We start from the raw sequence: 19,882 nt of genomic DNA, 5'->3' as shown, positions 1-19,882 counted from the left end.
ATCTAATATCTTGTTTTGTTTATTATGAAAAGTCCTAAAAGTAATACGGCAGTACCCATGCCACCCACTAAGAATTGAGCAGATTCCCCAATAAAAGATAGCAACAGAATTAATACACCTGTTGATGCAACGCCTATACCTATAACTCTTGTTCCTTTTTTATTGCTTCCGTCTGAAGGAGATTCGGGTTCGGCTTCTTTTAATTTTCGTTGTGCTTCGTAAGTATCATAAGCTTCCGTATTATTATCTTTTTTTAGTATCAATTCTAATACAGCGAGTAAAATAATTGGGATCCCCATGCCAACGACCATTTCCATTGCTCTGCCTAGAGTTACTCCTATAAGGTTGGGCGCAAAAAACTTAAAAAACGCATTTATTGCTAACGAAATTATGGTAACTGTTAATACCGTTTTCCCTGTTTGTCGTTTTGAAAATAACGCCCAAAGTGGTGGTAAAAACATAGCACCTCCAGTTAGAGCTGCTAAACTCATTACGACTTCTACAATACCACCTAAAAGCGGCACTAATAAAGCGATTATTATTGTTAAAATACCAAGAATTATGGTTGTAATTCTAGCTATTTCTACTAATTTTTTATCACTTGTATTTGGAAATAAACTCTTGTAAATATCATTAGTCAATACTCCTGCAGAAATATTTAAAGTAGTATTTACAGAACTAGATGTAGCGAATACCATGCCTCCTAACATTAATCCCAACATACCTATGGGTAATACTTCTTTACACATTAATAAATAGGCCCCTTCATCTGCTAGCTCAGTTAACTCGGGGTTTAATACTCTATAGATCATTGGAGGTATCATCCAAATTAATGGACTTATGGTGTAAAGCCCTCCAAATAACCAGCCTACTTTTTTTGCGTCTTTTGGTGTTGCAACACTTGTATATCGTTGCACATAAGCCCAGTTTCCTGAAATAAAAAACAAGTTGTATAGTCCAAACGCAATCATAAACACCCAAGAATATTCTGAATTTGCAAACTCAAAAAAGTGCTCTGGAGCTTTTTCTATGAAATTATTTATACCACCAATTTTATCTAAAGATAAAGGTACCACAATAAGAACAGCAGCGGTTAACACTATAAACTGTAATACATCTGTAACGATTACCGCCCATAAGCCACCTACAGCAGTATAGATTAATATGAGCAGTCCTAAAACAATCACACTTGTTGAAATGGGTATGCCAGTTGAAACCTCCACAATTTTAGCAACTGGATATAAAAACGCCCCCGTAGTAAAAATGGATATCAAAAGAAAAATATAAGTGTATGTCTTTTGTGTAGATTTCCCTAAGCGGTCTGCGATAAACTCTGCTGCTGTTAATGCTTTCGTTTTCTGCCATTTAGGTGCGATAAAAAACCCAATAATGACTCCCGCAATACACATCGTCCATTGTATAGTTACAGCAACCCAACCGCTTGAATAAGCTATAGACCCCCAAACCACAAATGTACCAGCAGAAAAAAAACTCATAAAGAGCGATAAGCCACTCATCCACCAAGGCAAGGCTCCTCCGGCAGCAAAATAAGATTTCATGTTTTTACCTGCCTTGGAAAAACTCATGCCACAGATAAATACCAAAGTAGTAAACACTAATATGACAATAATGTCTATGTTACCCATTTCAAAAATGTTTAAATATTCGGTATTAAAGATAACCCATGTGATTCTAACAAAATGAGAAATCTATAATTACACCCCCGAAAGCGTTTCCGAAAACTAGTTTTATTTCCGAAAGCGTTTCCGAGAATTCATATATTTGTACTGAATCACTTCATTAAACCTATGAAACACTATACCATAAAAGATATCGCCACCAAATTAAACGTATCTATTTCAACAGTTTCAAGGGCTTTTAATGACAAATATGATATTAAAAAGGAGACCAAAGACCTTATTTTAAAAACGGCAAAAGACATGGGATATATCCCAAACCCTATTGCCAAAAAGTTGAGTCAAAAACGCTCATTGAATATAGGCGTTGTAGTTCCTGAATTTATTAATGAATACTACTCCGAAATTGTTATAGCTCTGCAAGAATTTCTAATATCAGAAGGGTATCAAATATTAGTCATGCAGTCTGATGAAAATGAAGAACAAGAAATGAAAAATGTACAAACTTTAATTAAGAATATGGTCGATGGTTTAATAATTGCTCCAACTGCCGGAACAACGAATATGACCTATTATTTAAATCTCATTAATGAGGGCAACCCTATTGTGTTTTTAAATAGAATAAATGAATCGATTCCTGCTCCGAAAATTGTGTTCAATAATGTAAAATGGAGTTTTTTTGCTACTGAACATTTAATTAGGCAGCACTATGAAACAATTTATCATTTATCTGGTTATAAAAACCTATCTGTTACCTCTGAAAGAATAGAAGGTTTTAAAAAAGCTATGAATAAACACAAAATATCAAAAGATAATTATAAAATAATAGAAGCTGGTTTATTAGCTCAGGAAGGTATGGAAGTTATTGAAGATCTAATTTTCAACCATGATATTCCTAATGCTTTTTTCTGTGTTAACGATATGGTAGCATTAGGCGCCATAAAAAAACTTAAAGAAAATGGATACCGAGTACCAGAAGACGTTGCAGTTGTTGGTTTTACAGAAACCCGAATGGCTGAATTAGTAACACCTCAACTGAGTAGCATTAAACAACCCACTCATGATATGGCTAAAAAAGCAGGAGAGCTTCTTTTGAAAGTCATTAAAAGCGGTACTTCTTCCGAAGAAACTATTATATTTAACGGAGTGTTTAATATTAGAAAGTCCTCGGTAAAAGGAGATTTAATATAAACTACTTGTTATTTTTTAAGTGCTTAATTTAACAACCTGGAATTATAAATAACTTGCCAAAAATTTAGATGAATCCACATATTCAAAACATCATATTAGAGGCTACTAAAGCTAAAGAAATTAGTGAAACAGAAATTATTCAAAATCTCTGGAGTGATTATGGAAAGATAATAAGATGTTCATTAAAAGGCTCTCGTCACAATAGCATCATTGTTAAACATATACAACTTCCAGATAAAAACAATCACCCTAGAGGATGGAATACAAACGTATCACATCAACGTAAATTAAAATCATATCAAATAGAAATTGAGTTCTATAAATCTTGGAGCAAATATTGCAAAACATCATGCTACCTTCCTACCCCTTTTTATTTAGAAAACATAGACACTGAGAGTTTAATTGTTTTGGAAGATTTAAATGACTCTGGTTTCTCTGAAAGGAAAACTTTTGTAAACTTATTCGAAGTGAAGTTATGCTTAACATGGCTTGCCAACTTTCATGCTTGTTTTATGGATAAAGCACCTAAGGACTTATGGGAAATTGGTACATATTGGCATTTAAAAACTAGACCTGATGAGTTAAAGGCATTATTAGATTTACCTTTAAGAGATGCTGCTTCGGCAATTAATAAAACTTTAAATGATTGTAAATTCCAAACTTTTGTTCACGGAGATGCCAAACTTGCTAATTTTTGTTTTTCCTCTGATAGCAAAAAAGTTGCAGCTGTGGATTTTCAATATGTTGGAGGGGGTTGCGGTATGAAAGATATTGCATACTTTTTGGGTAGTTGTCTATCTGAAGAGGAATGCGAACAACTAGAACCAGAGCTTTTAAATTTCTACTTCAAAGAGTTAACTTTGGCATTAAAAGATAAAAACACGAATATACAACCTCAAGATGTAGAAAGAGAATGGCGACAGCTATACCCAATAGCGCAGACAGATTTTCATAGATTCATTAAAGGTTGGAGTCCTGGTCACTGGAAAATTAATAGTTATAGTGAAAGGGTAGCCCAAGACGTTATCAGTAAACTTAAAAACAAATAATAGTTTGAAATTAAGTTCAAACGACATAGACACACTTTCTAAAGTTGCCATTAAAGCTGCGAAATCTGCCGGTGAACTAATTAATACCTATAACAACAGTACCGTAAGTGTATTGAGAAAAAAAGGAGGAAATAGTTTAGCTTCGCAAATAGTAACTGAGGTTGATTTTAAAAGTCAAGAGCTTATTTTAAAGATATTAGAACCAACCTTGAATCGATTCGATTTAGCACTTCTCACAGAAGAAAGTCACGATACGAAAACACGATTAGAGAAAGACTTCTTTTGGTGTATTGACCCCTTAGATGGGACCTTGCTTTTCTCAGAATCGTCATTTGGTTATTCCATTTCCATAGCATTAATATCTTCCAAAGGAATTCCTCTACTTGGCGTAATATACGAGCCCATAAAAGGTAATTTGTATCATGCTATTCAAAACAAAGGAGCCTATAAAAATAACATCCCATGGAGCTTAAAAAGTAATTTAGAAACAAAACCACTTCAGTTTTATTATAACAAAAGTCTCAAAAACACAAAGGTCTTCCCAAAAATATTGAAGAAACTTGAAAAGCTTTCAGAAAACTTAGATGTTCATGGTGTTCATTTAAACGAAACATATGGGGCGGTCATAAATGCATGCATGGCTTTAGAAAACACACCTTCTTGTTACTTTACTTTTCCTAAAGAAATTGAAGGAGGGGGAAGTATATGGGATTATGCTGCAACCGCTTGTATTTACAAGGAAATTGGAGCTTGCGTTACAGACGTCTATGGAAATCCACTTGACTTAAATAATCCAAAATCTACATATATGAATACAAAAGGGGTTTTATTTACTAGTGATGTAAAATTAAATAAGATGATTCAGAATATACATAGAGAGCTTAACTAGTGTTTTAACTAAAAAAGTACTTTAAAGAACACTAGTTATGGAAGAAGTTAAAGTTCACTCATTTGTTTAAGCCTCCAGAATCATTGATAAAATGCACTTCCTTTTTATATATTTTTATCAGAAAAACCAAAAAGTTAGGTTAAAGTATTATCTTCGATTTTTGAAGACGCAAACACAGATTTCTTATAAAATAAAATAAGGGATAACTTCATTTTTACTTATAGAGAGTACCTTTTTTGGGGAAATTATAGGTTCGAATAAGAACTCAAAAAAGGAATCAAATAGTTTAACAACTTAATGTTAGCAATTTAAAAACAATAAGTATAAAGAAAGTATGAAAAGAATTTTAGTTACTGGTGGAGCAGGATTTGTTGGATCTCATTTATGTGAGCGCCTGCTTAATGAAGGAAATGAGGTGATTTGCTTAGATAATTACTTTACCGGTACCAAAAAAAATATTGTGCATTTAATGGACAACCCATATTTTGAATTAGTTCGACATGACGTTACGCATACTTACTTTGCAGAAGTTGATGAGATTTATAATTTAGCTTGTCCAGCATCTCCAGTGCATTATCAGTATAACCCTATAAAAACCATAAAAACATCAGTCGTTGGAGCAGTAAATATGTTAGGTTTAGCAAAACGCGTTAAGGCTAAAATATTACAAGCCAGCACTAGTGAAGTTTATGGAGACCCACAAGTACACCCGCAAACAGAAGATTATTGGGGACATGTAAACCCTATTGGCATAAGGTCATGTTATGATGAAGGCAAGCGTTGTGCTGAAACACTTTTTATGGATTATCACCTTCAAAATAAAGTTGTCATTAAAATTATCAGAATTTTTAATACCTATGGGCCAAATATGAACCCAAACGACGGTCGTGTAGTATCTAACTTTATAATGCAGGCTTTGAGAGGTGAAAATATTACTATTTTTGGTGATGGCTTGCAAACCAGATCTTTTCAATATGTTGATGATTTAGTAGAAGGCATGATACGAATGATGGACTCAGAACCTGATTTTCTGGGACCAGTAAATCTTGGAAACCCTAACGAATTTACTATGCTAGAACTAGCTGAAACTATAATAAAATTGACTGGTTCCTCATCAAAATTAATATTTATGCCACTGCCTCAAGATGATCCGAAACAACGGCAACCAGACATTAGCTTAGCTAAGGAAAAATTAAATGGATGGGAACCTAACATTCAACTTGAAAAAGGCTTATTAAAGACAATCCATTATTTTAAAGAATTAATAAAAGAAGAAGAAGGAGTTAAACCATAACACTCTTTTTTTATGAAATAGTTGAGTTTTTCATAAAAAAGAAATTTCCAAAGAGACATTAGTTATTTATGGAGTTTCGAGTATTCATACTGTGCAAGCGGTACGAAATTTAATTTCTTGCTTTACTTATAGAAGAAACCAATGCGTCTAAAGACACCCGAGCTTGCTCCCCTGAAACCATATTCTTTAGAGTGTAGCTATTCGATTTTATTTCTTCATCTCCAACCAAAACCACAAATGGAATAGAACGCTTATTAGCATGATTCATCTGCTTCTTCATTTTAGCAGCATCAGGATATAGCTCTGCGTTAAAACCGTACTGCCTTAACTGTTTAATCGCTTTTAAACTGAATAAAGCCTCTTTATCTCCAAAATTTATAAAAAGTACCTCTACATTTTTGGTAACTGTTTCTGGAAATAATTCCAGCTCTTCTAAAACCAAATAAATTCGATCCAATCCAAAACTAATACCTACTCCACTAACATCTTTCATTCCAAAGATCCCAGTCAAATCATCATAGCGACCTCCGCCTCCAATTGATCCCATTTTAACATTAGCTGGAGCAGCGACCTCAAATATAGCTCCTGTATAATAATTCAATCCTCTCGCTAAAGTTACATCTAATTGTAATTGAGCGGTTAACATACCCAACTCTGTGATCGCATTATTAATAAAGGCTAATTCTTCAATTCCTTTTTGTCCTTCCTCAGATGTTCTTAAAATACTTCTTAAATTTTCGATTTGAGATTCAAAAGAACCTGATAATGTAAATAATGGTTGTAATTTTGAAATCCCTTCATCTGAAATACCTTTAGAGTGCATCTCTTCTTTAACCTTCTCTTCTCCAATCTTATCGAGTTTATCCAGAGCAACGGTAAAATCAATGAGTTTATCACTAGCTCCTATTACCTCGGCTATTCCAGAAAGTATTTTTCTATTATTAATCTTTATAGTTACCCCTTCCAATTCTAAAGATGAAAACACCTTATCATATAATTGAATAAATTCAATTTCTTGCCATAAGGATTTTGACCCCACAACATCTGCATCACATTGATAAAACTCCCTAAATCTTCCCTTTTGTGGTCTATCTGCCCTCCAAACAGGTTGTATCTGGTAACGCTTAAACGGGAATTCAATGTCATTTTGGTGCTGCACCACATAACGCGCAAAAGGAACTGTTAGATCATATCGCAATGCCTTTTCTGAGATTGAAGCCGTCAATTTCGTTGAATTCTTTTCAGAATAAGCCTCAAAGTTTGCTTTGGCCAAATAATCCCCAGAATTTAATATTTTAAAAATCAAGCGATCTCCTTCATCACCATACTTACCCATTAAAGTGCTTGAATTTTCAAAACTAGGAGTTTCAATTGGCTGAAATCCAAAGGTTTCAAATGCGCCGCGAATAGTATTAAAAATATAGTTTCGTTTTGCTACTTGTTTTGGGTTAAAATCTCTTGTTCCTTTTGGAATGCTTGGTTTTTGAGCCATTATTTCTTGTTAAATCTAGTTTATCAACTTATCAAAATATCTATACAAATCACCTTTCGTTATGGACGCTCCTTGTTCAATCATATTAAATTTATCAAGGTTTTTATCTTCAGAATAGTCTTTATCTGCCTGTAAAAACTCAACATTCTCATCCATTAAATTTTCACGTAACCAATTATACCCTTCTGTTGTTGTAATGTCTATTGCTTCATTTTTAACGTTTACAACAATAGCATGCATTTTATCTTCACCTAATTTGAACAAATACATATGCTGCGGAGAAAAATGCTCCAAATATTCAGCTTTGTTTAATACACCTTCCCAAATTAAATCACTAAAAACATCCAATTCGGTTTCAGCAAGTTCTGGTTTATTAAGTTTTAGGTTAGTCCATTCCTCATGTGTAATAGATTGTGTAGCCAAAAAATTAATAAACTCCTGATGAAGTTCTTCAAATTGTTCTTTTGTAAGTCTTGAGTATTTCATTTAATATAAAAAATTTACGCCCCTAAATAGGAGCGCAAATTTAAGAATATATATGGTATTTTATTAGAAAATGTAACGTAAACCCGCTTGAGCCTGCCATCTGGAAGCCAAACTTGAATCAAAACCGAAAGTAGTCGTTTGATTTTGATTAAAAGAATATGTTGGTACACCAGAATCATCAACACTAACACCAATTGGTTGGACATTATTTGGTTGTTGAATAACACCCCAATTTGAATTTAACAGGTTTCCAAAATTTAAAATATCTAGACTAAATTGAATCGTATTTGTTTTATTCTCTGAAACCTTCAATCTAAAATCTTGTAAAACTTTAACATCCCATCTGCTCCTCCATGGTGCTAAAGCAGCATAACGCTCTGCATATTGTCCTCTTCTTCCATTTAAATAATCATCCTGCTGTATATAACGCTCTAAAGCTGGCCCATCGTTAGGTGTAGCAAACTGCATTTGACCAATATCGCTAGAGGTTGGAATATAGATTAGATCATTCAAGCCAGAACCATCCCCATTTATATCTCCGCCATAAGTATAATTAAATCTACCTCCTTGGCTATATTCAAAAAACGTAGATACTGTGGTAGACCATTTATCATTACCATAGTTCCATTTTTTACTAACCACACCAATAAAACGATGTGTATCTCCGTATTTAGAAAATGCCAAAACATCATTGTTTACATTCCCTAAAGCCGGATTAAATGCAAAAGCATCTCCAGTAATTTCGGCTTCAATAGAGTTTACATCCTGAGAATTTAAGTAACTATAAGCCAACATGGTATACAGGCCATTGCTAAAAGTTTTTTGACCTTTAACCGATGCATTCCAAATTCTTCCTTTATCTGAATTTGTAAACACATAGGCATTATTAATAATATCGTCAGAAGTGTAAATTGGTCTATTATCCACACCTTGTAGAGTTCCTGAAGGAGGGAGTAAACCCCAATTCTGAACATGTGCTCCATTAATATCTTTAGTATATGAAACATCTCCTGTTAATATAATTCCGTTTTCAAACTTATAGTCCGTACCTATGTTTGTTCTCCAAACTTGCGGAAATTTATAATCTGGATCGACAGCTTGGTAGAAAAACACCTCTGGATTTGCTACCTGGTTTCCTAACCATACGAAAGGAAATCGTCCGGTAAATAATCCTGTCCCTCCACGAAGTTGAAAGGTTTTATCTCCTCTTACATCATAGTTAAAACCAACTCTAGGCGATACCAACCAATCGTTATTTGGCATCTGCGTATTGTCTAGAAAAACAGTTTCTCCAGTATTTGGGTTTACATATGGAATATCTGGTACATAACAACATGCTCTATCTATAACTTCTTGTGCTTTTTGAGCAGTATCAAAGAAAAGGGGTTTATCAAAACGCAACCCTGCCGTTAATTTAAATCTTTCTGAAACGTTCCATTCATCTTGAAAATAGAAAGCTAATTGCCCAACATTAGTTTCTGCAAGTGCCCATCCACCAGGGTTTCCAACACCGTTAGATTCAAGTGAATTGTGTGCGGCTGTTGCATCGTTTAGCATAGCTTCCAACCCACCTCCCGGTCCTGCATCAGCCAATAAATCTGCTACACTGCCATATGAAGGAAAAAAGACACCTCTAGCCCCATATACTCCTAAATTAAAAGAATTATCAAATTCGAACTTCTCGAAAGACATTCCAACCGTAATAGTATGATCTCCTTGATAAAAGTTTAAATTATCAGTAAATTGAAATACCTTTTGATCTAATTTGTTATGAATAGAAAAAGGCTCATGACCGGCAATGATATAATTTGACCCATCCTCTTGAACGGTAATAGTCGGTGCAGGAACTGATAATGGTCTCCTAAAATCATCAAAGTGCGTATACCCTACTTGCAATTTATTAGAAGACACCTCTGAGATTGTAGAATTCAATTCTAATTGAATAGACTGAATATTATTATTGATTTCATACCCTGTGTTTTGAAATTGTAATGTAGCGGCATTTGGTCCTCTAAAACCAAGTGCTGTAGGGTGCGCCGGTTTTTCTTTAGAAGCCTCAAGAAAGTTATAAATTATAGCTAATCTATTATTATCATTAATATTCCAATCTAATTTAAATATGCCCTTTGTAGAATTTGATGCATATGTAAAGCCTTCATAAGCACCAGTATTATAACCTAAAGTTGACAGAGCGCTTTGAACAGCCATTAAATCTTCTGCTGTTACTCTAGACTCATTTATTGCGCCGGTACCTCTATCTGGTACCCAGCCATTAGTTCCTAAATCATCACGCTCATCTTTTTCAAAATTTGCGAAGAAAAATAATTTATTCTTAACAATAGGTCCGCCAATGGCAAAACCGTATTGTGATTGGTTTAAATCTGGCCTAGTTACCTCTTCTCCCTTAATTTTTTTACCAGTCATAGATTCGTCTCTATAAAATCCATAAACCGTTCCATGAAACTCATTTGTTCCACTTTTAGTTACAGCATTAACTGATGCCCCTGTAAATCCAGATTGGGTAACATCATAGGGAGCAAGCGAAACCTGTATTTGCTCAATCGCGTCTAAAGAAACTGGCTGTGAGTCTGTTTGTCCGCCTGGTGTTGCGGCATCTAAGCCAAAAGGGTTATTAAAAATGGCGCCATCTAGCGAAAAGTTGTTGAACTGATCATTTCTACCTCCAAAAGAATTTCCGTTGGCTGTAGGCTCAAGCCTTGTGAAATCTGAAGCGGATCTAGAAATAGTAGGCAACCTAGTTAGTTCGCGTCTGCCTACACTTGTTTCAGCTCCTGTTCTATCACTATTAAACGTCCCTGTGCCACCTGTTCCTTGTATTACTACAGTCTCTAGTTGTTCGCTATCTTCTGCCATAACCACATTAATGTTTTCGGTATTACCCAAACTTAAGTAAACGTCGTTAAGGGTTTGTTCTTTGTAACCTACAAAACTAATCGTAATCGTGTAAGGTCCTCCTACCCTAAGGTTTAATAAATTGTAACGACCGTCAAAATTTGTAGCAGCTCCATACTTTGTCCCTGTTGGTGTATGAATGGCAAGGACATTGGCCCCAGGTAAAGGTGCTGATGTCTCATCTAAAATTAACCCTTTAATGTTTGAAGTAGTGACTTGTGAAAAAGCCATAAATCCAAAAAATAAAAAGAAAATAGCAAGGTTTGTTTTTTTCATTTTGAATAAATTATTTGAGTTAGTCCTAATACATACTATGCAAGCATAACACATATACTAACAAAAATAGCACAAAAAAAAGCCACTCAACAGAGTGGCTTAACTTTATTTAAAGCTTTTATTAACTATTTGTTAATTAACTAGCTTGCTTGTGCAACAACTTCAAATTCAAGATCTACAGATACTTCGCGGTGCAAACGCACTACAGCAGTATATTTACCTAAACGCTTTACTGTTGTTACTGTAATGAATTTTTTGTCAATTGCTTGTCCTTCTTTTTCTAAAGCAGCTGCAAGATCAATATTGTTTACAGATCCAAACAATTTATCTCCAGTACCAACTTTAGCTGGTATTTTGACTTCCAATGCTTTAATTGCCTCAGCAATTTTATTAGCATCGTCAACTATTTTCTTTTCTTTAAAAGCTCTTTGCTTTAAGTTCTCTGCTAAAACTTTCTTTGCAGATACAGTAGCTAAAATAGCTTGTCCTTGAGGAATTAAAAAATTTCTACCATAACCGTTCTTAACTGTTACAACATCGTCTTTAAATCCTAAATTTTCAACGTCTTGTTTTAATATAAGTTCCATTGTTATGTGTATTTTATTTTAATAAATCGCCTACATATGGCATCAATGCTAAATGACGCGCTCTTTTTACAGCAATAGCCACTTTTCTTTGATACTTTAATGATGTTCCTGTTAAACGACGTGGTAAAATTTTACCTTGTTCGTTAATAAATCGCATTAAAAAATCTGGATCTTTGTAATCAACATACTTGATTCCAGTTTTTTGAAACATACAATATTTCTTTGTCTTGTTTGTATCAATATTAAGAGGCGTTAAATATCTAATTTCGCCGTCTTTTTTTCCTTTTGATTGTTGTTCTATTGATGACATAATTAAGCTTTTTGTTTAAGTTTATCTCTTCTTCTCTCTGCCCATGAAACAGCATGCTTATCTAAAGCTACCGTTAAATAACGCATAAAACGCTCGTCACGTCTAAACTCAACCTCTAAAGGGTTTATTACCTCTCCAGCTACCTGGTACTCAAATAAGTGATAAAATCCACTTTTCTTGTTTTGAATTGGGTATGCCAATTTTTTTAGCCCCCAATCTTCTTTTGATACCATCTTAGCGCCGTTAGAAACAAGAAAATCTTCGTATTTCTTTACTGTTTCCTTTATCTGATCTTCAGATAAAACGGGATTTAAGATGAAAACAGTTTCATAATGATTCATAAAAATCGTTTTTATTGTTAAAAATTGGCTGCAAAAATAAATAATTTCTATAGATTACACAATATTCTTTCTTCTTATTTACATAGCTTTTTACATTCAATAAAAAATGTTAAAATTATGTTAAAAACAGCACTTTACCGATGATTTTTGGTTTTTAGCCGAATTTTTTGTACTATTGTCGATATCTTAACCGAAATAATATAAATGTTATGACTTTAAACTGTGTAGTAGTAGACGATTCAGCAATACAACGTCTCTCTATAGTTAAGTTAGTAGAGAATCACCCCTCTCTCAACTTAATTGCGGAGTATAGTAGTGCTTTAGAGACTAAAAATGGTTTGAATACGCATCAAGTTGATTTAATCTTTTTAGACATTGAAATGCCAGTGCTAAATGGATTTGAACTTTTAGACGTATTAAACAACAAACCCCAAATTATTTTTGTAACCGGTAAAACTGAATATGCTTTTAAAACATTTAATTATGATGCTACCGATTATTTACACAAACCCATTACAAGAGAGCGTTTTAACACTTCTGTAGATAAAGCTTTAGAGCAACATAGATTGACTCAAGACTTTAAAGAAGAAGATGGTGAACATATTTTTGTAAAAAGTAACCTTAAAAAACGTAAAGTATATATTAAGGACATTAAGTGGATTGAAGCTTTAGGTGATTATGTAAAATTAGTTACTGAAGAAAATAGCTTAGTAGTTTTATCTACTATGAAATCTTTTGAAGCGGAATTACCTGAAGGTAAGTTTTTAAGAATTCATAAATCTTATATTGTTAATCTAGATAAGATTGATAGATTTAACAGTAAAAATGTTGAAGTGGGCGCTTATGAAATTCCTTTAAGTAGGAATAAAAAAACCCAGCTTGTTGATGCTTTAAATAATATTTAACCAACCAACTAAATTAAAAGTTATCGACATTTAAAATTACTTTAACCGACCGAAAATCTTTTATACTCTGGAAGCTATTATTTATTTTAATAATAGCTTCTTTTGTTTTTGCTAATGATTGCTTTTTAGGAATTTTTACCAAAATATTTTTATGAAATTGGTTTCTTATTCTAGCAATTGGCGGAGCTTCTGGACCTAAAACAAAATCACCAAATACCTGCCTTAAAGACTTAGCATACCAAATCGAAGCAGTTTCAACCCTATTATAATCTTTATGTTTTAAAGTGATTTTTACTTGTTTATAAACTGGAGGATATTTAAAATTATATCTATCATCCATTTGCTCATTATACATATCAATATAATTGTTAGCTGATACCTGCTGTAATATATTATGATGTGGGTTATATGTCTGAATTAATACTTTGCCTCGTTCTTCGGTACGCCCTGCCCTGCCAGACACTTGCAACATAAGTTGAAAACTACGTTCATGAGCCCTAAAATCCGGAAAATTCAACATATTATCAGCATTCATAATACCAACCAACTTAACATTTCTAAAATCTAAACCTTTGGTAAGCATTTGCGTTCCAACCAAAATATCAATCTCTTGTTGCTCTAATGCCGTAATAATTTTTTCATAACCATATTTACCCCGCGTTGTATCTAAATCCATTCTAGCTACCTTGTAATCTGGAAAGAGTAATTTAACCTCCTCCTCTATTTGCTCGGTTCCAAAACCTTTACTGTTTATTTCTGGGCTACCACAAGCCTCGCAAGTTTTATGCATGGCAGTATTATAGCCACAATAGTGACATCGTAACTGATTTCGATATTGATGATAGGTCAAACTCACATCGCAATTAGGACACTGAGGAGCATGTCCGCAGGTAACACATTCTACAATTGGAGAAAACCCACGCCTGTTTTGAAATAAAATTATTTGATGCCCTTCATTTAATGTTTCAGTCATTTCTTCTATAAGCCTATCGCTAAAATGTCCTTTCATGCGTTTCTTTTTCAGCTTATCTTTAATGTCTACCAGCTCCACATCCGGCATCATGACATTATTATACCGATGCATTAACTCAACAAATCCATATTTGTTTTGCCTTGCATTAAAATAACTTTCCAAACTAGGCGTAGCTGATCCTAACAAGGTTTTGGCTTGTTGTAAATGAGATAATACCACGGCGGTATCTCTGGCATGATATCTTGGGGCAGGATCAAATTGCTTGAATGACTGTTCATGCTCCTCATCAACAATAATTAGACCCAAATTACTAAATGGTAAAAATATGGAGGAACGTGCGCCTATTACTATTTGAGCTTTCGCGGAATTATTTAATACATTATTCCAAACTTCGACTCGCTCATGCAAAGAGTACTTAGAATGAAAAATAGCTACTTGTTCACCAAAATAATTTTGTAATCTAGTGATTAACTGAGCAGTTAATGCTATTTCGGGCAACAGATATAACACCTGTTTCCCTTCTAATAAAATATCTTCAATTAACTTAACATATACTTCTGTTTTTCCAGAGGATGTTACACCATGCAATAACGTGACTCTTTGCTTTTCAAAAGTATTTTTAATTTCTTCTAGAGCTGTTTCTTGATACTGGTTTAAGTTATTACTCGACACTGTTTCTTCCCCCGAATATTGCACCCGATCTGTTTGAATATGATATTCTTGAAGAACCCCCTTGTTAACTAATGCTTTTATTATGGAATTAGATACTCCGCTCTCTTGTAATACATCTGAAACCTTAACCGGTTTTTTAGTTTTAGCAGAAATTGAAAATAAGGTTAAAACAACATCTCGCTGTTTTGGAGCTCTACTCAATTCATCTAATAGACCATGTAGCGCTTTTTCAGATGAAAAGTTTGTATCTAACTTGACATACCTAACCAGTTTTGGTTTGTACTTTTCGTAAACCTCCTCTTCTACACTAATAGCTTCTTTTTCAATTAGGCTTTTAATAATTGGAAGCACATTTTTTTTATCCAATATATTAGAAACATCATGAATTTTTAAAGACGATTGATGGTGCAATGCTTCATAAATTAAAAACTCATCATCCTTTAAAAGGGACTCATCAATAATTCCGTCGATCTTTGTTATTACCGTTTCGCTTTCTAAAATAAATGCACTTGGCAAAGCCGCACGCATCACATCTCCCATAGTGCACATATAATAACCAGAAATCCAATTCCAAAGTTTTAACTGTATACCATTAACTACAGGTTTATCATCTAAAATTTGCTGAATATCTTTTGCTTCATATGCCGTAGGCGCATTACTATGAATTCTGTAGACTATACCTGTATATATTTTTGATTTTCCGAATGGAACTGAAACCCGCATGCCCACCTCTAAAAACTCAGCCTCAGCCAAAGTAATACCATAAGTAAACAGCTTCTGCAAAGGGATGGGTATTATTACATCAATGAATTGCTTCAAACAAAAATGGTTTAAAAATTGCTGTTTATTCAATTAGTCTACTACGCGCTTCCAATGTTGAGTAGCAAACAAAAAAGCAATATACCCTCTAACATTCAAGATATTTGTATCGCTTTCATTAAGCCATAACTTACACTTATATTTCTTCCCTTTACTTGGATCGAATATAGTTCCCCCTTCGTAATACTCATCACCTTTCTTCATGTTCTTCAAAATAATCATACCCGAAATAGGTTTATTTTTATCGGAACCCTCACACCTATTACACAAAGCATTTTTACGATCCGGGTTTAATATTTCAACTATTCTACCAAAAACTTTCCCGTTTTCCTCATAAATTTCAACTACAGACTTTTCCTCTCCTGTTTCATCATCAACTGTTTTCCATTTTCCAAAAACATCTTGACTAAAAACTAAAACTGGAAAGGCTATTAGTACTACAAAAAAGCTACTTCTTCTCATTTTATTCTTTGTTTTTTCAAGTTATTTAAAGAGGCGTTTAACTCATACCCAAGTAACAAAATATTTGAATTAAGCCATAAATACAATAATAAAATTAACAGTGCGCCAATAGAACCATACAACTTATTATATTGACTAAAATTCTCGATATACACCCCGAATAAATAAGATGTAAGAATGATTAATAATGTAGTAAACAACGCACCTATTGAGAAAAATTTTGAATATCTACCTTCTTTAGTCCCAAAATAGTATAGTGTTGCAGTTGCCAGATATACCATAATTACAAAAAAGATATACTTCACGGCATTTGTCCAAAATAAACCATTGGATTCTATATCATACCCCGTGTTCTCTATAGCCTTCAATATACCTTGTACAACGTAAATTTGAAAATACCCGAGTACCGCAATAGTAATTATTAATAAAAAAGCCAATATTAAAGCAATACTTAAGGCATATAAATATTGTTTAAAGACACTTCTAGTTATTTGCTCATGATAGGAGTTTTCAAAACCAGAAAAAATAGCACTTACTCCATTAGCCATTAGCAGAATAGACAGTAAAAATACAGATGATAATAATCCACCACGTTGCGAATTATCAATATTTTCAAAAATATTTGCAAAAAAGAAATCTGATGTGCTTGGCGGTAAAAAAGACTCCAAAAACACCAAAAATTCTACCTTAAAACCATCAATTGGTATGTACGGAATAATAATTAGAACAAATAATAGAAAAGGGAAAATAGCTGTAAAAAAACTAAACGCAATGGCACTAGCTCGTGTAGTGAGCGCTCCTTTTACAATTCCAGTAATATAAAGTTCCAATAAATCATAAAAAGACAAACCCTCAAGACCAGGTAATTTTAATCTCTTTAATAAACGCACCAGAATATTAATAACCGGGAGTTTATCAAGTTTATCTTCAACAAGTTTGGTCATTAATAAATGCTTTGAGGAACCAAAACAAAGTTATTAAAATTAAAAAAGTATATATCTGTTTCTAGAAATAATCCGATAGAAATTTTATTTCATAGCTTTTAAACTCAAATCCATATTATGAACCGAGTGTGTTAAGGCTCCGCAGGATATGTAATTTACACCACATTCTGCATAATGTCTTATTGTAGTTTCGTTGATATTTCCTGAAGATTCTGTTAAACACTTATCTCCTATTAATTTAACTGCCTTCCTTGTATCTTCGTAATCAAAATTATCTAATAGAATTCTGTAAACACCTTCGTTATTTAAAATTTCCTCAACCTCTATCAAGTCCCTAGCTTCAACCATAATTTGCAAATCTTTACCTGTTTCGCGTAAATATTGCTTAGTCATTTCAATAGCTTTAGTAATACCTCCTGCAAAATCGATATGATTATCTTTAAGCATAATCATATCGTAAAGCGCAAATCTATGATTTTCGCCTCCACCAATTTTTACAGCCCACTTTTCCAAAACACGAATACCTGGAGTCGTTTTTCTAGTATCTAAAATTCTTGTTTTAGTCCCTTCTATTAAGTCAACAAACGTTCTTGTTTTCGTTGCAATGGCACTCATACGTTGCATAGCGTTCAATACTGTTCGCTCCGCTTTTAGTATAGATTGTGATGGCCCTTCAACGTACATAACAATATCTCCATATGTAACTTCTGTACCATCTTCAATTCGGACATCTAATTTTAGATTTTTATCCACGTAGGCAAATACTTTTTTAGCAAAATTAACACCACCAATAATGCCTTTATCTTTTACTAATAATTTTGCCTTACCTCTAGCATTTTCAGGAATACAAGCTAATGAACTATGATCTCCATCTCCTACATCTTCTCGGATAGCATTAGCAATTATAGATTTTACCTCTGAATCAAACTGCTCTTGTGTAATCATATTTTTTTCTGGTTTGCTGCAAAAATAAGAAATTGATTTACTAAATTAAATTTTACATTTACGAAATTTTTATTTTTTTTATTATTTAAATGCATTATTCATAAATACTAAATGATAATTTTGCTTTTATGACTATACGACTTATTGCCATTGGCAAAACTGACAATAAACAACTTACCGCATTAATAGATACTTATATTAAGCGACTTAGCTTCTATATAAAATTTTCGTTTGATGTTATTCCCGATATTAAAAACAGTAAAAATTTAAGTGAGGCTCAACAAAAACAAAAAGAAGGCGAACTTATTTTAAACAAGCTTAAACCTACAGACATTTTAGTACTGTTAGATGAAAACGGAAAACAATTGGACTCTATTTTGTTTTCATCTTACTTGCAGAAGCATATGAACTCTGGTATTAAACAATTAGTTTTTGCAATTGGAGGTCCTTATGGATTTTCGGAAGACATTTATAAAAAAGCAAATGGGAAAATATCATTATCAAAAATGACATTTTCCCATCAAATGATTCGTTTATTTTTTATTGAACAACTTTATAGAGGCTTCACCATATTAAAAAACGAGCCTTATCATCATCGTTAATGCGTTTTATAAACTTGCTTTCTTTTTTTAAGCTGACGGTCTAAATCGCTAATCGTTTCTCTTACCGAAACTTCAAAATTACGTTCGTTAGACGTAGCAAAAATTCTTGGCCCGGGCAAACTCAATTCTATATTACAAATTTTCCCTTCTTTATAATCTTTCTCATCTTGTTTAAAATGTACCGCTGCACTTATTAAAAACTCATATCTATTAAATAATTTTTCCAATTTCTCCTTTGTAAAAGATGAAAGGGTTGCACTTACATCTACGCCTACGTACTGAATGTTTACTGTCATATTCGTTCTCTTTATATATTAATTATTCTATGGAAAGATACAAGATTTTTACTCAACATAAATGAACAAAAATCATAAAAAGATTATAAAATTTTCATTTCATTCAAATCCTGTTAATTCATTTAATATGCATTATTTTTGACAAAATTTAATACGTTTTATGCAAATCGTTTTCGCAACAAATAACCTGAATAAACTCAAGGAAGTCCAAGCTTTAATTCCTAATCATATTAAACTTTTAAGTTTAAAAGACATCCATTGTTTTGAAGATATCCCTGAAACCCAAGACACCATAAAAGGTAACGCTATTCAAAAAGCAGAATATATAAAATCAAAATATGACTTTGATTGTTTTGCAGATGACACTGGCCTTGAAGTTAGTGCTTTAAATAATGCTCCTGGAGTATACTCTGCGAGATACGCCGGCGAACAGAGAAATTCTGAGGATAACATGAATAAAGTTCTAGCAGAATTAAAAAACACAAACAATAAAGAGGCACAGTTTAAAACAGTTATCGCATTGCATCTAAATGGTGAGCTTAAAACCTTTACTGGAATCTGCAAAGGTAAAATCACTAATACAAAATATGGAAAGAAAGGTTTTGGCTACGACCCTATTTTTATGCCTAATGGCTATAACACCACCTTTGCTCAAATGAAATTAGAACTTAAAAATAAGATAGGCCATCGTGGAAAAGCTGTTGCCAAATTAGTATCTTTTTTAAACTCATAAGGGTCAAAATTATACTAACAAAAAGATAATATTCAAGTTGGTGGTTAATATTCTTTATGTTATTTT

At 33.1% G+C, this 19,882-nt stretch carries 19 protein-coding genes; 7 read left to right on the top strand and 12 right to left on the bottom strand.

Annotated elements, in window-relative coordinates:
- Positions 1 to 2: 2 nt before the first annotated feature.
- Positions 3 to 1,646 carry a sodium:solute symporter family protein gene (locus Q0857_RS07345; RefSeq protein WP_298533428.1) on the bottom strand — a complete coding sequence of 548 codons (1,644 nt, stop codon included), beginning with the start codon at positions 1,644 to 1,646 and terminating at the stop codon, positions 3 to 5.
- Positions 1,647 to 1,808: 162 nt separating this feature from the next.
- Here Q0857_RS07345 and Q0857_RS07340 point away from each other — a divergent pair, with 162 nt between their 5' ends.
- From Q0857_RS07340 to Q0857_RS07325, 4 genes are all read left to right on the top strand, one after another.
- A complete protein-coding gene (locus Q0857_RS07340) occupies positions 1,809 to 2,828 on the top strand; it encodes a LacI family DNA-binding transcriptional regulator (RefSeq protein ID WP_298533427.1) in 1,020 nt (339 codons plus the stop codon).
- Between the two features lie 68 nt (positions 2,829 to 2,896).
- Positions 2,897 to 3,877, top strand: a complete 981-nt coding sequence (locus Q0857_RS07335) for an oxidoreductase family protein (protein WP_298533425.1) — start codon at positions 2,897 to 2,899, stop codon at positions 3,875 to 3,877.
- 4 nt (positions 3,878 to 3,881) lie between these two features.
- Positions 3,882 to 4,766, top strand: a complete 885-nt coding sequence (locus Q0857_RS07330; protein WP_298533424.1) for an inositol monophosphatase family protein — start codon at positions 3,882 to 3,884, stop codon at positions 4,764 to 4,766.
- Positions 4,767 to 5,100: 334 nt separating this feature from the next.
- Complete coding sequence (locus tag Q0857_RS07325) at positions 5,101 to 6,060, top strand: UDP-glucuronic acid decarboxylase family protein (protein WP_298533422.1); 960 nt, start codon at positions 5,101 to 5,103, stop codon at positions 6,058 to 6,060.
- A gap of 109 nt (positions 6,061 to 6,169) precedes the next feature.
- Here Q0857_RS07325 and hisS read toward each other — a convergent pair whose 3' ends face one another.
- The 6 genes from hisS to rpsF form a co-directional block, all read right to left on the bottom strand.
- A complete protein-coding gene (gene hisS, locus Q0857_RS07320) occupies positions 6,170 to 7,552 on the bottom strand; it encodes a histidine--tRNA ligase (protein WP_298533420.1) in 1,383 nt (460 codons plus the stop codon).
- Positions 7,553 to 7,567: 15 nt separating this feature from the next.
- Positions 7,568 to 8,038, bottom strand: a complete 471-nt coding sequence (locus Q0857_RS07315; RefSeq protein ID WP_298533419.1) for a DUF6495 family protein — start codon at positions 8,036 to 8,038, stop codon at positions 7,568 to 7,570.
- A 63-nt stretch (positions 8,039 to 8,101) separates the two neighbouring features.
- Positions 8,102 to 11,227, bottom strand: coding sequence for a carboxypeptidase regulatory-like domain-containing protein (locus tag Q0857_RS07310; protein WP_298533417.1), 3,126 nt, complete (start codon positions 11,225 to 11,227; stop codon positions 8,102 to 8,104).
- 140 nt (positions 11,228 to 11,367) lie between these two features.
- Positions 11,368 to 11,814 carry a 50S ribosomal protein L9 gene (rplI, locus tag Q0857_RS07305; protein ID WP_298533415.1) on the bottom strand — a complete coding sequence of 149 codons (447 nt, stop codon included), beginning with the start codon at positions 11,812 to 11,814 and terminating at the stop codon, positions 11,368 to 11,370.
- A gap of 13 nt (positions 11,815 to 11,827) precedes the next feature.
- The gene (gene rpsR / locus Q0857_RS07300; protein ID WP_298534099.1) at positions 11,828 to 12,127 is read right to left on the bottom strand and encodes a 30S ribosomal protein S18; all 300 of its coding nucleotides are present in this window, start codon (positions 12,125 to 12,127) and stop codon (positions 11,828 to 11,830) included.
- A complete protein-coding gene (rpsF, locus tag Q0857_RS07295) occupies positions 12,127 to 12,465 on the bottom strand; it encodes a 30S ribosomal protein S6 (protein ID WP_298533414.1) in 339 nt (112 codons plus the stop codon). The genes rpsR and rpsF overlap by 1 nt, the downstream gene beginning before the upstream one ends.
- Before the next feature lie 209 nt (positions 12,466 to 12,674).
- Between rpsF and Q0857_RS07290 the strand changes: the two genes are divergently transcribed.
- The gene (locus Q0857_RS07290) at positions 12,675 to 13,370 is read left to right on the top strand and encodes a LytTR family DNA-binding domain-containing protein (protein WP_298533413.1); all 696 of its coding nucleotides are present in this window, start codon (positions 12,675 to 12,677) and stop codon (positions 13,368 to 13,370) included.
- Between the two features lie 13 nt (positions 13,371 to 13,383).
- Here the strand turns inward: Q0857_RS07290 and priA are convergent, their stop codons facing one another.
- From priA to nadC, 4 genes are all read right to left on the bottom strand, one after another.
- Positions 13,384 to 15,834, bottom strand: a complete 2,451-nt coding sequence (gene priA, locus Q0857_RS07285) for a primosomal protein N' (RefSeq protein ID WP_298533412.1) — start codon at positions 15,832 to 15,834, stop codon at positions 13,384 to 13,386.
- Between the two features lie 33 nt (positions 15,835 to 15,867).
- Positions 15,868 to 16,296: a DUF2147 domain-containing protein gene (locus Q0857_RS07280; protein WP_298533411.1), complete on the bottom strand. Its 429-nt coding sequence runs from the start codon at positions 16,294 to 16,296 to the stop codon at positions 15,868 to 15,870.
- On the bottom strand, positions 16,293 to 17,240 hold the full coding sequence (locus Q0857_RS07275) for a YihY/virulence factor BrkB family protein (protein WP_298533410.1): 948 nt from the start codon (positions 17,238 to 17,240) through the stop codon (positions 16,293 to 16,295). The genes Q0857_RS07280 and Q0857_RS07275 overlap by 4 nt, the downstream gene beginning before the upstream one ends.
- Positions 17,241 to 17,324: 84 nt before the next feature.
- A complete protein-coding gene (gene nadC / locus Q0857_RS07270; protein WP_298533409.1) occupies positions 17,325 to 18,185 on the bottom strand; it encodes a carboxylating nicotinate-nucleotide diphosphorylase in 861 nt (286 codons plus the stop codon).
- 128 nt (positions 18,186 to 18,313) lie between these two features.
- On the opposite strand from nadC, the gene rlmH reads away from it, so the two are divergent.
- Positions 18,314 to 18,787, top strand: coding sequence for a 23S rRNA (pseudouridine(1915)-N(3))-methyltransferase RlmH (gene rlmH, locus Q0857_RS07265; RefSeq protein ID WP_298533408.1), 474 nt, complete (start codon positions 18,314 to 18,316; stop codon positions 18,785 to 18,787).
- On the opposite strand, the gene Q0857_RS07260 is transcribed toward rlmH, so the two are convergent.
- The gene (locus Q0857_RS07260) at positions 18,784 to 19,083 is read right to left on the bottom strand and encodes an HPF/RaiA family ribosome-associated protein (RefSeq protein ID WP_298533406.1); all 300 of its coding nucleotides are present in this window, start codon (positions 19,081 to 19,083) and stop codon (positions 18,784 to 18,786) included. The genes rlmH and Q0857_RS07260 overlap by 4 nt on opposite strands.
- Before the next feature lie 160 nt (positions 19,084 to 19,243).
- Here Q0857_RS07260 and Q0857_RS07255 point away from each other — a divergent pair, with 160 nt between their 5' ends.
- Positions 19,244 to 19,816, top strand: a complete 573-nt coding sequence (locus Q0857_RS07255; RefSeq protein ID WP_298533404.1) for a non-canonical purine NTP diphosphatase — start codon at positions 19,244 to 19,246, stop codon at positions 19,814 to 19,816.
- The last annotated feature ends 66 nt before the right edge of the window (positions 19,817 to 19,882 follow it).

The organism is uncultured Algibacter sp. (assembly GCF_947495925.1).
Lineage (GTDB): Bacteria > Bacteroidota > Bacteroidia > Flavobacteriales > Flavobacteriaceae > Algibacter_E.
The sequence above is the reverse complement of the archived record's forward strand: the minus strand, read 5'-3'. Positions and strand labels throughout refer to the sequence as shown.

What these genes read in the sequence shown, in the direction of transcription:
- Q0857_RS07345 (WP_298533428.1), bottom strand. Translation starts at nt 1,646, where the DNA reads ATGGGTAACATAGACATTATTGTCATATTAGTGTTTACTACTTTGGTA.
- Q0857_RS07340 (WP_298533427.1), top strand. Translation starts at nt 1,809, where the DNA reads ATGAAACACTATACCATAAAAGATATCGCCACCAAATTAAACGTATCT.
- Q0857_RS07335 (WP_298533425.1), top strand. Translation starts at nt 2,897, where the DNA reads ATGAATCCACATATTCAAAACATCATATTAGAGGCTACTAAAGCTAAA.
- Q0857_RS07325 (WP_298533422.1), top strand. Translation starts at nt 5,101, where the DNA reads ATGAAAAGAATTTTAGTTACTGGTGGAGCAGGATTTGTTGGATCTCAT.
- hisS (WP_298533420.1), bottom strand. Translation starts at nt 7,552, where the DNA reads ATGGCTCAAAAACCAAGCATTCCAAAAGGAACAAGAGATTTTAACCCA.
- Q0857_RS07315 (WP_298533419.1), bottom strand. Translation starts at nt 8,038, where the DNA reads ATGAAATACTCAAGACTTACAAAAGAACAATTTGAAGAACTTCATCAG.
- Q0857_RS07310 (WP_298533417.1), bottom strand. Translation starts at nt 11,227, where the DNA reads ATGAAAAAAACAAACCTTGCTATTTTCTTTTTATTTTTTGGATTTATG.
- rplI (WP_298533415.1), bottom strand. Translation starts at nt 11,814, where the DNA reads ATGGAACTTATATTAAAACAAGACGTTGAAAATTTAGGATTTAAAGAC.
- rpsF (WP_298533414.1), bottom strand. Translation starts at nt 12,465, where the DNA reads ATGAATCATTATGAAACTGTTTTCATCTTAAATCCCGTTTTATCTGAA.
- Q0857_RS07290 (WP_298533413.1), top strand. Translation starts at nt 12,675, where the DNA reads ATGACTTTAAACTGTGTAGTAGTAGACGATTCAGCAATACAACGTCTC.
- Q0857_RS07280 (WP_298533411.1), bottom strand. Translation starts at nt 16,296, where the DNA reads ATGAGAAGAAGTAGCTTTTTTGTAGTACTAATAGCCTTTCCAGTTTTA.
- Q0857_RS07275 (WP_298533410.1), bottom strand. Translation starts at nt 17,240, where the DNA reads ATGACCAAACTTGTTGAAGATAAACTTGATAAACTCCCGGTTATTAAT.
- nadC (WP_298533409.1), bottom strand. Translation starts at nt 18,185, where the DNA reads ATGATTACACAAGAGCAGTTTGATTCAGAGGTAAAATCTATAATTGCT.
- rlmH (WP_298533408.1), top strand. Translation starts at nt 18,314, where the DNA reads ATGACTATACGACTTATTGCCATTGGCAAAACTGACAATAAACAACTT.
- Q0857_RS07260 (WP_298533406.1), bottom strand. Translation starts at nt 19,083, where the DNA reads ATGACAGTAAACATTCAGTACGTAGGCGTAGATGTAAGTGCAACCCTT.
- Q0857_RS07255 (WP_298533404.1), top strand. Translation starts at nt 19,244, where the DNA reads ATGCAAATCGTTTTCGCAACAAATAACCTGAATAAACTCAAGGAAGTC.